The sequence below is a fragment of the Pseudomonas sp. 22526 genome, from assembly GCF_052044735.1.
In the GTDB taxonomy this organism is placed as follows: Bacteria; Pseudomonadota; Gammaproteobacteria; order Pseudomonadales; family Pseudomonadaceae; genus Aquipseudomonas; species Aquipseudomonas piscium.
This window is the reverse complement of record NZ_JBQENK010000030.1, coordinates 34,773-49,999: the sequence shown is the minus strand read 5'-3', so window position 1 is coordinate 49,999 and position 15,227 is coordinate 34,773. Positions and strand designations below refer to the sequence as shown.

General features: G+C 59.7%; 3 protein-coding genes, 2 tRNA genes, 3 rRNA genes and 1 pseudogene. 8 read left to right on the top strand and 1 reads right to left on the bottom strand.

The features are described from left to right. A pseudogene (locus ACTJKT_RS29645) lies at positions 1-242 on the bottom strand (hypothetical protein); the annotation flags it as partial. 136 nt (positions 243-378) lie between these two features. On the opposite strand from ACTJKT_RS29645, the gene ACTJKT_RS29640 reads away from it, so the two are divergent. The 8 genes from ACTJKT_RS29640 (at position 379) to recD (ending at position 14,940) form a co-directional block, all read left to right on the top strand. Next, a 16S ribosomal RNA gene (locus ACTJKT_RS29640) occupies positions 379-1,915 on the top strand. Positions 1,916-1,980: 65 nt separating this feature from the next. After that, positions 1,981-2,057 (top strand) — tRNA-Ile (locus ACTJKT_RS29635). A gap of 26 nt (positions 2,058-2,083) precedes the next feature. Next, a tRNA-Ala gene (locus ACTJKT_RS29630) sits at positions 2,084-2,159 on the top strand. Between the two features lie 250 nt (positions 2,160-2,409). Continuing rightward, positions 2,410-5,301 (top strand): 23S ribosomal RNA (locus tag ACTJKT_RS29625). Positions 5,302-5,447: 146 nt separating this feature from the next. After that, positions 5,448-5,563: ribosomal RNA gene (gene rrf / locus ACTJKT_RS29620) — 5S ribosomal RNA — on the top strand. The 16S, 23S and 5S rRNA genes sit together here with 2 tRNA genes alongside, the layout of an rRNA operon. A 163-nt stretch (positions 5,564-5,726) precedes the next feature. Then, positions 5,727-9,179, top strand: coding sequence for an exodeoxyribonuclease V subunit gamma (gene recC / locus ACTJKT_RS29615; protein WP_440790040.1), 3,453 nt, complete (start codon positions 5,727-5,729; stop codon positions 9,177-9,179). Continuing rightward, positions 9,176-12,868 carry an exodeoxyribonuclease V subunit beta gene (gene recB / locus ACTJKT_RS29610; RefSeq protein WP_440790038.1) on the top strand — a complete coding sequence of 1,231 codons (3,693 nt, stop codon included), beginning with the start codon at positions 9,176-9,178 and terminating at the stop codon, positions 12,866-12,868. The genes recC and recB overlap by 4 nt, the downstream gene beginning before the upstream one ends. Continuing rightward, the gene (gene recD, locus ACTJKT_RS29605) at positions 12,865-14,940 is read left to right on the top strand and encodes an exodeoxyribonuclease V subunit alpha (protein ID WP_440790036.1); all 2,076 of its coding nucleotides are present in this window, start codon (positions 12,865-12,867) and stop codon (positions 14,938-14,940) included. Before recB ends, recD begins: the two co-directional genes overlap by 4 nt. The last annotated feature ends 287 nt before the right edge of the window (positions 14,941-15,227 follow it).

Sequence of the window (15,227 nt, the reverse complement as noted above, 5' to 3'; positions counted from 1 at the left end):
ATTGACGGTTCGATCTTCTCGGTCGAAAGCGGAGAAAAAGAGGTGTTGACAGCAGCGTGTAACGCTGTAGAATTCGCCTCCCGCTGACGAGAGATCGGAAGCGCAAGTGGTTGAAGTTGCAAAGGAAACTTTGAAAACTTCTTAAAATAACCGCTTGACAGATACAGAGGCTGCTGTAGAATGCGCGCCTCGGTTGAGACGAAAGACTTAACCAACCGCTCTTTAACAACTGAATCAAGCAATTCGTGTGGGTGCTTGTGGAGTCAGACTGATAGTCAGAAAGATTATCAGCATCACAAGTTACTCCGCGAGAAATCAAAGATGTAACCAACGATTGCTGAGCCAAGTTTAGGGTTTTCTCAAAACCCAAAGATGTTTGAACTGAAGAGTTTGATCATGGCTCAGATTGAACGCTGGCGGCAGGCCTAACACATGCAAGTCGAGCGGTAGAGAGAAGCTTGCTTCTCTTGAGAGCGGCGGACGGGTGAGTAATGCCTAGGAATCTGCCTGGTAGTGGGGGATAACGTTCGGAAACGGACGCTAATACCGCATACGTCCTACGGGAGAAAGCAGGGGACCTTCGGGCCTTGCGCTATCAGATGAGCCTAGGTCGGATTAGCTAGTTGGTGAGGTAATGGCTCACCAAGGCGACGATCCGTAACTGGTCTGAGAGGATGATCAGTCACACTGGAACTGAGACACGGTCCAGACTCCTACGGGAGGCAGCAGTGGGGAATATTGGACAATGGGCGAAAGCCTGATCCAGCCATGCCGCGTGTGTGAAGAAGGTCTTCGGATTGTAAAGCACTTTAAGTTGGGAGGAAGGGTACTTACCTAATACGTGAGTATTTTGACGTTACCGACAGAATAAGCACCGGCTAACTCTGTGCCAGCAGCCGCGGTAATACAGAGGGTGCAAGCGTTAATCGGAATTACTGGGCGTAAAGCGCGCGTAGGTGGTTCGTTAAGTTGGATGTGAAATCCCCGGGCTCAACCTGGGAACTGCATCCAAAACTGGCGAGCTAGAGTATGGTAGAGGGTGGTGGAATTTCCTGTGTAGCGGTGAAATGCGTAGATATAGGAAGGAACACCAGTGGCGAAGGCGACCACCTGGACTGATACTGACACTGAGGTGCGAAAGCGTGGGGAGCAAACAGGATTAGATACCCTGGTAGTCCACGCCGTAAACGATGTCAACTAGCCGTTGGGAGCCTTGAGCTCTTAGTGGCGCAGCTAACGCATTAAGTTGACCGCCTGGGGAGTACGGCCGCAAGGTTAAAACTCAAATGAATTGACGGGGGCCCGCACAAGCGGTGGAGCATGTGGTTTAATTCGAAGCAACGCGAAGAACCTTACCAGGCCTTGACATCCAATGAACTTTCCAGAGATGGATTGGTGCCTTCGGGAACATTGAGACAGGTGCTGCATGGCTGTCGTCAGCTCGTGTCGTGAGATGTTGGGTTAAGTCCCGTAACGAGCGCAACCCTTGTCCTTAGTTACCAGCACGTTATGGTGGGCACTCTAAGGAGACTGCCGGTGACAAACCGGAGGAAGGTGGGGATGACGTCAAGTCATCATGGCCCTTACGGCCTGGGCTACACACGTGCTACAATGGTCGGTACAGAGGGTTGCCAAGCCGCGAGGTGGAGCTAATCCCATAAAACCGATCGTAGTCCGGATCGCAGTCTGCAACTCGACTGCGTGAAGTCGGAATCGCTAGTAATCGCGAATCAGAATGTCGCGGTGAATACGTTCCCGGGCCTTGTACACACCGCCCGTCACACCATGGGAGTGGGTTGCACCAGAAGTAGCTAGTCTAACCTTCGGGAGGACGGTTACCACGGTGTGATTCATGACTGGGGTGAAGTCGTAACAAGGTAGCCGTAGGGGAACCTGCGGCTGGATCACCTCCTTAATCGACGACATCAGCTGCTTCATAAGCTCCCACACGAATTGCTTGATTCATTGAAGAAGACGATTGGGTCTGTAGCTCAGTTGGTTAGAGCGCACCCCTGATAAGGGTGAGGTCGGCAGTTCGAATCTGCCCAGACCCACCAATTACTGGTGCACCCTGTAGCGATACGGGGCCATAGCTCAGCTGGGAGAGCGCCTGCCTTGCACGCAGGAGGTCAGCGGTTCGATCCCGCTTGGCTCCACCATTACAGATTGGTCTCCATCGTTTAAAGCTTAGAAATGAGCATTCCGCCAGAACGGCGATGAATGTTGATTTCTGATCTTTATCAGAATCGTTCTTTAAAAATTTGGGTATGTGATAGAAAGATAGACTGAATGGCACTTTCACTGGTGTTTATTCAGGCTAAGGTAAAATTTGTGAGTTGCTCTCATGAGCATTGCGAATTTTCGGCGAATGTCGTCTTCATAGTATAACCAGATTGCTTGGGGTTATATGGTCAAGTGAAGAAGCGCATACGGTGGATGCCTTGGCAGTCAGAGGCGATGAAAGACGTGGTAGCCTGCGAAAAGCTTCGGGGAGTCGGCAAACAGACTTTGATCCGGAGATGTCTGAATGGGGGAACCCAGCCATCATAAGATGGTTATCTTGTACTGAATACATAGGTGCAAGAGGCGAACCAGGGGAACTGAAACATCTAAGTACCCTGAGGAAAAGAAATCAACCGAGATTCCCTTAGTAGTGGCGAGCGAACGGGGACTAGCCCTTAAGTGGCTTTGAGATTAGCGGAACGCTCTGGAAAGTGCGGCCATAGTGGGTGATAGCCCTGTACGCGAAAATCTCTTAGTCATGAAATCGAGTAGGACGGAGCACGAGAAACTTTGTCTGAATATGGGGGGACCATCCTCCAAGGCTAAATACTACTGACTGACCGATAGTGAACTAGTACCGTGAGGGAAAGGCGAAAAGAACCCCGGAGAGGGGAGTGAAATAGATCCTGAAACCGTATGCGTACAAGCAGTGGGAGCAGACTTTGTTCTGTGACTGCGTACCTTTTGTATAATGGGTCAGCGACTTATATTCAGTGGCGAGCTTAACCGAATAGGGGAGGCGTAGCGAAAGCGAGTCTTAATAGGGCGTTTAGTCGCTGGGTATAGACCCGAAACCGGGCGATCTATCCATGGGCAGGTTGAAGGTTAGGTAACACTGACTGGAGGACCGAACCGACTACCGTTGAAAAGTTAGCGGATGACCTGTGGATCGGAGTGAAAGGCTAATCAAGCTCGGAGATAGCTGGTTCTCCTCGAAAGCTATTTAGGTAGCGCCTCATGTATCACTGTAGGGGGTAGAGCACTGTTTCGGCTAGGGGGTCATCCCGACTTACCAAACCGATGCAAACTCCGAATACCTACAAGTGCCGAGCATGGGAGACACACGGCGGGTGCTAACGTCCGTCGTGAAAAGGGAAACAACCCAGACCGTCAGCTAAGGTCCCAAAGTTATGGTTAAGTGGGAAACGATGTGGGAAGGCTTAGACAGCTAGGAGGTTGGCTTAGAAGCAGCCACCCTTTAAAGAAAGCGTAATAGCTCACTAGTCGAGTCGGCCTGCGCGGAAGATGTAACGGGGCTCAAACCATACACCGAAGCTACGGGTATCACGTAAGTGATGCGGTAGAGGAGCGTTCTGTAAGCCTGTGAAGGTGAGTTGAGAAGCTTGCTGGAGGTATCAGAAGTGCGAATGCTGACATGAGTAACGACAATGGGTGTGAAAAACACCCACGCCGAAAGACCAAGGTTTCCTGCGCAACGTTAATCGACGCAGGGTTAGTCGGTCCCTAAGGCGAGGCTGAAAAGCGTAGTCGATGGAAAACAGGTTAATATTCCTGTACTTCTAGTTATTGCGATGGAGGGACGGAGAAGGCTAGGCCAGCTTGGCGTTGGTTGTCCAAGTTTAAGGTGGTAGGCTGGAATCTTAGGTAAATCCGGGATTCTAAGGCCGAGAGCTGATGACGAGTTACCTTTTAGGTGACGAAGTGGTTGATGCCATGCTTCCAAGAAAAGCTTCTAAGCTTCAGATAACTAGGAACCGTACCCCAAACCGACACAGGTGGTTGGGTAGAGAATACCAAGGCGCTTGAGAGAACTCGGGTGAAGGAACTAGGCAAAATGGCACCGTAACTTCGGGAGAAGGTGCGCCGGTGAGGGTGAAGGACTTGCTCCGTAAGCCCATGCCGGTCGAAGATACCAGGCCGCTGCGACTGTTTATTAAAAACACAGCACTCTGCAAACACGAAAGTGGACGTATAGGGTGTGACGCCTGCCCGGTGCCGGAAGGTTAATTGATGGGGTTAGCTAACGCGAAGCTCTTGATCGAAGCCCCGGTAAACGGCGGCCGTAACTATAACGGTCCTAAGGTAGCGAAATTCCTTGTCGGGTAAGTTCCGACCTGCACGAATGGCGTAACGATGGCGGCGCTGTCTCCACCCGAGACTCAGTGAAATTGAAATCGCTGTGAAGATGCAGTGTATCCGCGGCTAGACGGAAAGACCCCGTGAACCTTTACTATAGCTTTGCACTGGACTTTGAATTTGCTTGTGTAGGATAGGTGGGAGGCTTTGAAGCGTGGACGCCAGTTCGCGTGGAGCCATCCTTGAAATACCACCCTGGCAACTTTGAGGTTCTAACTCAGGTCCGTTATCCGGATCGAGGACAGTGTATGGTGGGTAGTTTGACTGGGGCGGTCTCCTCCTAAAGAGTAACGGAGGAGTACGAAGGTGCGCTCAGACCGGTCGGAAATCGGTCGTAGAGTATAAAGGCAAAAGCGCGCTTGACTGCGAGACAGACACGTCGAGCAGGTACGAAAGTAGGTCTTAGTGATCCGGTGGTTCTGTATGGAAGGGCCATCGCTCAACGGATAAAAGGTACTCCGGGGATAACAGGCTGATACCGCCCAAGAGTTCATATCGACGGCGGTGTTTGGCACCTCGATGTCGGCTCATCACATCCTGGGGCTGAAGCCGGTCCCAAGGGTATGGCTGTTCGCCATTTAAAGTGGTACGCGAGCTGGGTTTAGAACGTCGTGAGACAGTTCGGTCCCTATCTGCCGTGGACGTTTGAGATTTGAGAGGGGCTGCTCCTAGTACGAGAGGACCGGAGTGGACGAACCTCTGGTGTTCCGGTTGTCACGCCAGTGGCATTGCCGGGTAGCTATGTTCGGAAAAGATAACCGCTGAAAGCATCTAAGCGGGAAACTTGCCTCAAGATGAGATCTCACTGGAACCTTGAGTTCCCTAAAGGGCCGTCGAAGACTACGACGTTGATAGGTTGGGTGTGTAAGCGCTGTGAGGCGTTGAGCTAACCAATACTAATTGCCCGTGAGGCTTGACCATATAACACCCAAGCAATTTGCTTAAGAGCGAGTTGCGGTGTGTGAAGACGAAATGAACCGAAAGTTTGCACCGCTCACAAAACACCACAAAGCTATTACATACCCAATTTGCCGAAGCGTCGAAAGACGAGTCGGCACACCGAATTTCTTGACGACCATAGAGCATTGGAACCACCTGATCCCATCCCGAACTCAGAAGTGAAACGATGCATCGCCGATGGTAGTGTGGGGTTTCCCCATGTGAGAGTAGGTCATCGTCAAGATTAAATTCCGAAACCCCAATTGCGAAAGCAATTGGGGTTTTGTTTTTGTGCGACAAAAAATGCCTCATTCCTCGCAACACTCACGTTGGTCCTCTCAGCTGTCACCGCTGCGCGACAGTGCTAAGGTTTGGCCCTAGCTTTTGCATTTTCCAAGGAAGCCCTTATGCCGGACGCCTCGTCCCTCAGCGCTGGTTTTATGGTGGTTCACGGTAACCGCCTGGACGAGTTGCGCAGCCTGGTGGTCAGCTGGATGCGGCGTTACCCCTTGGCGCCGCTGGAGAATGAGATCGCCCTGGTGCAGAGCAACGGCATTGCCCAATGGCTGAAGCTGGCACTGGCTGAGGATCCCGAGGAAGATGACATGGGTGGCTGCGGCATCGCCGCCGCCATCGACGTGCAGCTCCCCGGCAGTTTCATGTGGCAGCTTTATCGCATGGTGCTGGGACGGGATGAAATCCCGCCTAAATCCCTGTTGGATAAAGCGCCGCTGACCTGGCGCCTGATGCGGCTCTTGCCCGAGCTGATCGATCAGCCGCACTTCGAACCGCTGCGACGTTTCCTCACTCACGACACGGATCTGCGCAAACGCTATCAATTGGCCGAGCGCCTGGCTGACCTGTTCGACCAATATCAGGTCTATCGCGCCGACTGGCTGGAAGACTGGGCCGCAGGACGACATCAGCTACGCAGTGCTCGAGGCGAGCCCAAGGCCCTGACCCCCGCCAACTGCTGGCAGGCCGAACTGTGGCGCGCGTTGTTGCTGGACGTGGGGGAGGAAGGCATGGCGCAGAGCCGCGCCGGTGTTCACCAACGGTTCATCGAACGTATTTTCAGCCTGGAAGCGGCACCCCAGGGATTACCCTCGCGAGTGATCGTTTTCGGGATTTCCTCCCTGCCGGCACAAGCCCTTGAAGCCTTGGCCGGATTGGCTCGGTTCAGCCAGGTCCTGCTGTGTGTACACAACCCCTGTCGTCACCATTGGGCGGATATCGTCGCCGACAAGGACCTGCTGCGCCATCAATACAAACGTCAGGCGCGCAAGGCGGGAATGCCCGCAGTGCTCGACCCGCAGACCCTGCATCAACATGCCCACCCGTTGCTCGCCGCCTGGGGTAAACAGGGCCGTGACTACATCAACCTGCTCGACAGCTACGACGATCCCAACAGCTATCGTTCGGCCTTTCGCGACGGCCGTATCGACCTGTTCAGCGAGAGTCAGCCGCAGACCCTGCTGAACCAGCTGCAAGACGATATTCTCGAATTGCGCCCGCTGGAGGAGACCCGTCAGTTATGGCCGGCGGTCGATCTACAGCAGGACAAGTCGATCCGTTTTCACATTGCCCACAGTGCCCAGCGCGAAGTGGAGATTCTCCACGACCAACTGCTCGCGCGCTTCAGTGAGGACTCCGAATTACGTCCGCGGGATGTGATCGTGATGGTCCCGGACATCGACAGTTACGCGCCGCATATTCGCGCGGTCTTCGGCCAGCTGGAGCGTGACGATCGGCGTTTCATTCCATTCACCCTGACGGACCAGGGCCAGCGTGGCCGCGACCCATTGCTGATTGCCGTGGAGCATCTGCTCAAACTGCCAGACAGCCGTTTCCCCGTCAGCGAAATTCTCGACTTGTTGGACGTCCCGGCATTACGTGCACGCTTTGCTGTGGACGAAGCCGATCTGCCGACCTTGCATCGCTGGATCGAAGGCGCCGGCATCCGCTGGGGCATGAACGCGCAGCAACGGGCCGACCTGGGACTGCCAGAAGAACTGGAGCAGAACAGTTGGCGTTTTGGCCTGCGCCGCATGTTGCTGGGTTACGCCGTGGGGCGCTCCGATGCCTGTGAGGGGATCGAACCTTACGATGAAATCGGTGGCCTGGACGCGGCACTGATCGGGCCGCTGGTGGCCTTGCTCGATGCGCTGGAGACGGCGTATCAGAACCTCACCTTGCCGGCTTCGCCGCCGCAGTGGGGCGAGCGCCTGCAAACCCTCACGCAGCAGTTCTTCCTGGCCAGTACCGAACATGACGACTACCTGCTGAGCCAACTCGAATACTTGCGCGAAACCTGGCTGGAAACCTGCGAGTCGGTCGGCCTGCACGATGAGCTGCCGCTGACCGTGGTCCGCGAGGCCTGGCTGGCCGGCCTGGACCAGGGGCGCTTGTCCCAGCGCTTCCTGGCCGGTGCGGTGAATTTCTGCACGCTGATGCCGATGCGCGCGATTCCATTCAAACTGGTATGCCTGCTGGGGATGAACGACGGCGACTACCCGCGAGCGCAACCGCCGCTGGATTTCGACCTGATGGGCAGCGACTACCGCCCCGGTGACCGCTCGCGGCGCGAAGACGACCGTTACCTGCTGCTGGAGGCGCTGCTTTCGGCGCGGGATCAACTGTATGTCAGTTGGGTTGGTCGCAGTATTCGCGACAACAGCGAACGCCCGGCTTCGGTGTTGATCGGCCAGTTGCGTGATCATCTGGCCAGTGGCTGGAAGCTGGCGAATGATCAGGACGACCTGCTCGACGCCATGACCCAGGAGCATCCACTGCAACCTTTCAGTGCCCGCTACTTCCACGAAGGCGATGGGCTGTTCAGCTATGCTCGTGAGTGGCAACTGCTGCACCAAGTCCAAGCCGCTGCTCAACCGCTTGAGCTTCTGGCGCCCTATGTCCAGGAAGAGCCTTTGAGCCTGGGGCAGTTGCAGGACTTCCTGCGTAACCCGGTGCGACATTTCTTCAGCCAGCGCCTCAAGGTGTTCTTCGAGGCGGCCGACGCACCCTTGGCCGACGAAGAACCTTTTGTGCTCGACGCACTGCAACGCTACAGCCTGAGCGACAGTCTGCTGGAGGCGGCGTTGAGCAGCGCCGATGACCCAGACCAGGCCTTGCAGGCCCAGGCGCAGCGGCTGCAGGCCAGCGGTCTGCTGCCCATGGCCGGTTTTGGCGAGAGCCTGCAAAGAGAGCTGATCGAGCCCTTGCCGGATCTGCTGATGCGCTATCGGCAATTGCTGGAGTTATGGCCAACCCCCGTCACCAGCGCCTTGCCGATTACCCTTGAACTCAAGGACGTGAAGCTCGAAGGCTGGCTGAGCGGCCTGCATCAACGCAGTGATGGCGGGCTGCTGTCGGTCACCACCATCCCTAACAGCATTGGCTCGCCCAAGACTCGCAAGTGGCACCGCTTGACTCGTCCCTGGGTCAATCACCTGGTGGCCTGTGCCAGCGGCTATACCTTGACCACTGCGCTGGTGGCCAGCGACGACAGCTTATTGTTGCCCCCTCTGGACCGCGATTCGGCGCTGCAGAGTCTCGGCGACCTGCTGTTGGCCTGGCAGGCGGGCATGTGCCAGCCATTGCCGGTAGCCGTGAAAACCGCTTTTGCCTGGTTGGGCCAGAGCGATCCGGGCAAAGCCGAAGCTGCGGCGCGTAAAGCTTATGAAGGCGACGGCCAGACCAGCGATGGCGAGCGCCGGGAAAGCCCGGCCCTGGCGCGCCAGTACCCGGACTACAACGCTCTGATCGCTGATGAAACCTTCAGCGGCTGGGTTGATGCCTTGTACCGCCCACTATTACAGGCGCCCTGGCGCTCCGCGGCCAATGGGGAGGCTGACGCATGACCCGGCAAGCACCTTTGGCCCTGGCGTTCCCGCTACGGGGCAGTCAACTGATCGAAGCCAGCGCCGGTACTGGCAAGACCTTTACCATCTCGGCGCTCTACCTGCGCCTGGTGCTGGGGCACGGCGGCGAGCAGGCCGGGTTCGGCCGCGAGTTGTTGCCACCGCAGATTCTGGTGGTGACCTTTACCGACGCGGCGACCAAGGAGCTGCGCGAGCGGATCCGCACCCGCCTGGCTGAAGCCGCGCGCTTCTTCCGCGAGGAAACCGCCGCGCCCGACGCGCTGATTGCCGAGTTGCGCGATCAGTTCGCCGCCGAGCAATGGCCGGGTTGCGCCAGTCGCCTGGATATCGCCGCGCAATGGATGGACGAGGCGGCAGTCTCGACCATCCACAGTTGGTGTCAGCGCATGCTGCGCGAGCACGCGTTCGACAGCGGCAGCCTGTTTACCCAGACCCTGGAAACCGACCACAGCGATCTGCTGGGCGAAGTGCTGCGCGACTACTGGCGCCTGTTTTGCTACCCGATGCAGGGCGATGCACTGAACTGGGTACGGGCCAACTGGGGTGGGCCCGCGGCCTTGCTGCCCAGGGTGCGTGCGCTGTTCGGCAGCGAGCGTGAAGTGGACCAGGAGCAGACCCCTGCGCAGTTGATCGAAGCCTGCCTGCTGGAGCGCCGCGCCGCCCTGGTGCAGCTCAAGGCACCCTGGCTGCAATGGGCCGAGCAACTGCGGGAGATCTGCTTGCAGGGCGTCGCCAGCAAGGCGGTCGATGGCCGCAAGATGCAGGCGCGTTACTTCGAGCCCTGGTTCGAAAAGATCACGGCCTGGGCCGAAGACGAATCCATAGAGCAACTGGATATCGGCACCGGCTTCAGCCGCCTGACCCCCGAAGGCATGGCTGAGGCCTGGAAGGGCGATGCGCCGGATCATCCCGCGCTGGAGGCCATGGCCGGGCTCAAGGCCGCGCTCGATGCCCTGCCGAGTCCCGACGCCGCGGTGTTGCAACACGCCGCGCGCTGGGTCGGCGCGCGCTTCGAGGAAGAGAAGCGCCGGCGGGCCGAGATGGGCTTCGATGACATGCTGCTGCGCCTCGACGCCGCATTGCAGGCTGAGGGTGGCGAGCGTCTGGCGACGCTGATTCGCGAGCAGTTCCCGGTTGCCCTGATCGACGAATTCCAGGACACCGACCCGGTGCAGTACCGGATCTTCGAAAGCATCTATCGCATCGAGGACAACAACCCCGAGACCGGGCTGTTCCTGATCGGCGACCCCAAGCAGGCGATCTACGCTTTCCGCGGGGCGGACATTTATACCTACCTGCGCGCTCGCCAGGCCACCAGCGGCCGCTTGCATACCCTGGGCACCAACTTTCGTTCCAGCCATGCCATGGTCAAGGCGGTGAACCACGTATTCGAACGTGCCGAATCCCGTGAGCAAGGGCACGGCGCGTTCCTGTTCCGGGAGAAAAACGGAGAGAACCCGGTGCCGTTCCTGTCGGTGGCATCCCAGGGGCGCAAAGAGCAGCTACAGAGAGAAGGGCAGGTGGTGCCGGCGCTGAACATCTGGCACCTGGCCACGGAGCAAGCCATTTCCGGTGCGCTGTACCGGCAGCAACTGGCGGCGGCCTGCGCCAGCGAAATCGTCGCCTTGCTCAACGGCGGGCAGCAGGCCAGCGCCGGCTTCGCCCGTGACGGCCAGCCCTTCAAAGGGTTGCTGCCGGCGGACATCGCCATTCTGGTCCGCGATGGCAAGGAGGCTCAGGCCGTGCGCGGCGAGCTGGCCGCGCGCGGGGTGCGCAGCGTGTACCTGTCGGACAAGGACTCGGTATTCGCCGCCCAGGAAGCCCACGACCTGCTGGCCTGGCTCAAGGCCTGTGCCGAGCCGGATATCGAGCGTCCGCTGCGTGCCGCGCTGGCCTCCATCACCCTGAACCTGCCGCTGGTTGAGCTGGAGCGTTTGAACCAGGACGAGCTGGCCTGGGAGAGCCGGGTCATGCAGTTCCGCGGTTATCGCCTGATCTGGCGTACCCAGGGTGTGCTGCCGATGCTGCGGCGCCTGCTGCACGACTTCCAGTTGCCCCAGGCCTTGATCGCCCGCAGCGATGGCGAACGGGTCCTGACCAACCTGCTGCACCTGTCCGAACTGTTGCAGCAGGCGGCTGCCGAGTTGGACGGCGAACAAGCGCTGATCCGCCATCTGGCCGAGCACCTGGCCTTGTCCGGGCAGGCTGGCGAAGAACAGATCCTGCGTCTGGAAAGCGACGAGCAACTGGTCAAGGTGGTGACCATCCACAAGTCCAAGGGCCTGGAGTACCCGTTGGTGTTCCTGCCATTCATCTGTTCGGCCAAGCCGGTGGATGGCAGTCGCCTGCCGCTGCACTACCACGATGAGTCGGGCAAGGCCCAGGTGACGCTGCGGCCGACCCCGGAGCTGATTGCCCAGGCTGATGACGAGCGTCTGGCCGAGGATTTGCGCCTGCTCTACGTGGCCCTGACCCGTGCCCAGCATGCCTGCTGGCTGGGTGTCGCCGACCTCAAGCGCGGCAACCACAACAGCTCGGTGCTGCACCTCTCGGCCCTGGGCTACCTGTTGGGCGGCGGTGCGCTGTTGAGCGAGTCCAGTGGCCTGGCGCGCTGGCTGCAAGATTTGCAACAAGGCTGCGAGGCCATGAGTGTCAGGGAAATGCCCGGCGCCACCGACAGCCGCTTCCATCCACCGCGCAACGACGCCACCCTGTTGGCGCCCCTGGCGCCCAAGCGGTGCGCTGCGGAAAACTGGTGGATCGCTTCCTATAGCGCCCTGCGCATCAGCGACAGCCTGGGGGCCGGCAGTACCGAGGCCCCGGAAAGTCCTCAGGCGCAGAAACTCTTCGACGACGAGCGCCTCGACCCCGATGCCCCGCGTGAAGTCGTGGCCAGCGGCGCGGACATCCATCGGTTCCCCCGTGGACCGAACCCCGGGACTTTCCTCCATGGCCTGCTGGAATGGGCCGGTGATGAGGGTTTTGCCGCAGACCCAGCTGCTATCGAGGACGCCATCGGCCGTCGCTGTAATCGCCGCGGTTGGGAAGGCTGGATTCGTACATTGAGCGACTGGTTGCAGCACCTGTTGCAACTGCCTTTGCCAGCCGGAGCGGGGCGACCGCCGGTGGTGCTTGCGCAGTTGAGCCAATACCGGGTCGAGATGGAGTTCTGGTTCGCCAGCCATAAGGTCGATGTGCTCAAGCTCGACGAACTGGTGCGCCAGTACACCCATCAAGGCGTGCCCCGGGTGACCGCCGAACCGGTACTGCTCAACGGCATGTTCAAGGGCTTTATCGACCTGACCTTCGAGCATGAAGGGCGTTATTACGTGGCCGACTACAAATCCAACTGGCTGGGCGTGGATGACGCCGCCTATACCGAGCAGGCCATGGAACAATCGATTCTCGACAACCGTTACGACCTGCAATACGTGCTGTACCTGCTGGCCCTGCATCGCCAGTTGCGGGCACGTCTGGCGGACTACGATTACGACCGGCACATGGGCGGCGCCCTGTATCTGTTCTTGCGCGGCACGGGCTCGGCCAGCCGCGGCGTGTTTTTCACCCGACCGCCCCGTGAGCTGATCGAGCGCCTGGACCGCCTGTTCCAGGGCAAACCCGAGCAGCCCAGGGCCGAGCCGGCGTGGGAACAGGGAGTATTGCTGTGATCGAGGACCTGCTGACGCCACTGCAACCCCAGCCCCAGTCCGACCTGGCGCCCCTGGTACGGGCCGCCGATCTGCTGCTGTTGCTCGATCGTTGGGTCGAGCGCGGCTGGTTGCGCGCCCTGGACAAGGCTTTCGTAGGCTTCCTGCATGAACTGGAGCCGCAAGGCGATCCGCTGGTGCTGATGGCCGCTGCATTGACCAGCCATCAACTGGGCCACGGTCATGTCTGCCTGGACCTGTTTGAAACCCTCAAGGAGCCGGATTTCGCCCTGTCCCTGCCACCGGAAGGCGATCTGCAAAGCACCGCGGCGGTACTGCCGTCGCAGGTGCTGGCGACGCTGGACGGGGCGCACTGGTGCAAGGCCCTGGCGGCCAGTCGCCTGGTGGCGCTGGCGGCCGACCAGAGCGAGCAATCCCGCCAGCGGCCTTTGGTGTTGTCGGGCAAACGCCTGTATCTGCGCCGCTACTGGGCCTATGAGCGGCGCATCGACAATGCCTTGCGCCAGCGCCTGGCGGTGCAGGAGGAAACCCCCGCGGACCTGGCCGAGCGCCTCGGCGGCTTGTTCGGCGCGGCCAAGGCGACAGGGCCGGTCGACTGGCAGAAGCTCGCCTGTGCCCTGGCCACCCGTGGTGCTTTCAGCATCATTACCGGTGGGCCCGGTACCGGCAAAACCACCACTGTGGTGCGCCTGCTGGCCTTGCTTCAGGCGCCGGCTGTCGAAGCCGGCAAGCCTTTGCGTATCCGCCTCGCGGCGCCCACCGGCAAGGCGGCGGCGCGCCTGACCGAGTCCATCAGCCTGCAAGTGCGCTCCCTGTCGGTGGACGATAGCGTGCGCGAGAAGATCCCCAGTGACGTGACCACCGTGCACCGGCTGCTGGGCAATCGCCCGGGTACCCGGCACTTCCGCCATCACGCCGGCAACCGCTTGCCCCTGGATGTGCTGGTGGTCGACGAAGCCTCGATGATCGATCTGGAGATGATGGCCAACCTGCTCGACGCGCTGCCAGTGCACGCACGCCTGGTGTTGCTCGGGGACAAGGACCAACTGGCCTCGGTGGAAGCCGGTGCGGTGCTCGGCGATCTGTGCCGCGATGCCGAGGCCGGCTGGTACAGCCCGCAGACCCGCAGCTGGCTCGAGGCCGTCAGCGGCGAACAGCTGGCGGACAGCGGTCTGCAGGAAGACAACGCCGGCACTCACCCGCTGGCCCAGCAGGTGGTGATGCTGCGCCACTCCCGGCGTTTCGGCGAAGGCAGCGGCATCGGCCAGCTGGCGCGCTGGGTCAACCAGCAGCAGGCCGAGGAAGCACGCCGCCTGTTGGCCGCCCGCAGCCACGCCGACCTGTATGGCTTGAGCCTCAAGGGCGAGCAGGACCGTGCCCTGGAGCGCTTGCTGCTGGAAGGCCATGGTGACGGGCCGCAGGGTTACCGGCATTACCTGAGCCTGCTGCGTGGCCAGCGTCCGCCCGCCGGTACGGCGCTGGAAGATCCGCGCTGGACCGCCTGGGCCCGCGATGTACTGCAGGCTTTCGACCAGTTCCAGTTGCTCTGCGCGGTGCGCAAGGGGCCTTGGGGTGTCGAGGGGTTGAACCAGCGGATCACCGCCGCCCTGTTCAAGGCGCGGCTGATTGAAAGCGACCAGCAGTGGTACGAAGGCCGTCCGGTGCTGATGACCCGCAACGATTACGGCCTGGGCCTGATGAACGGCGATATCGGCATTGCCCTGAAACTGCCTGAGCACGAAGGCACGCAGGACGGGCGCCTGGTGCTGCGGGTGGCCTTCCCGCGTAACGACGGCCAGGGTGGCGTGCGTTTCGTGCTGCCGAGCCGGCTCAACGATGTGGAAACCGTGTACGCCATGACTGTGCACAAATCCCAGGGCTCGGAGTTCGCCCACACCGCGCTGATCCTGCCCGAGGCGCTGAACCCGGTGCTGACCAAGGAACTGATCTACACCGGCATCACCCGGGCCAAGGACTGGTTCAGCCTGATCGAGCCGCGGGCCGGGGTGTTCGAAGAGGCGGTGCGGCGCAAGGTCAAGCGTTTGAGCGGGTTGATGCTCGACCTGGGGTGAGCGTCGGGCGGCGGATTGGCGGTGCCCTTGATCCCAAGGCGATTGTCCCGCAGAAAAGGCCGAATTCGCCGTGTGGGCGAGCTTGCAAAGGGCTGCGGGCTTCCCTACCGTCGAACCCGCCGCCAGCAGTTCATCGATTGCCTGGCTCGCTGGCGCCATAACCCTTGAATGTGCGGAATATTTCCAGTTGCATCGGCTAACCTCAAAGAGGTCTTGGTTCCGCAGCGGCACATGGCCGAGGGCGATGCAGGCGGCTCATTCTGGCGCTGATCTTGGGTGGGCAATGC

What these genes read in the sequence shown, in the direction of transcription:
- recB (WP_440790038.1), top strand. Translation starts at nt 9,176, where the DNA reads ATGACCCGGCAAGCACCTTTGGCCCTGGCGTTCCCGCTACGGGGCAGT.
- recC (WP_440790040.1), top strand. Translation starts at nt 5,727, where the DNA reads ATGCCGGACGCCTCGTCCCTCAGCGCTGGTTTTATGGTGGTTCACGGT.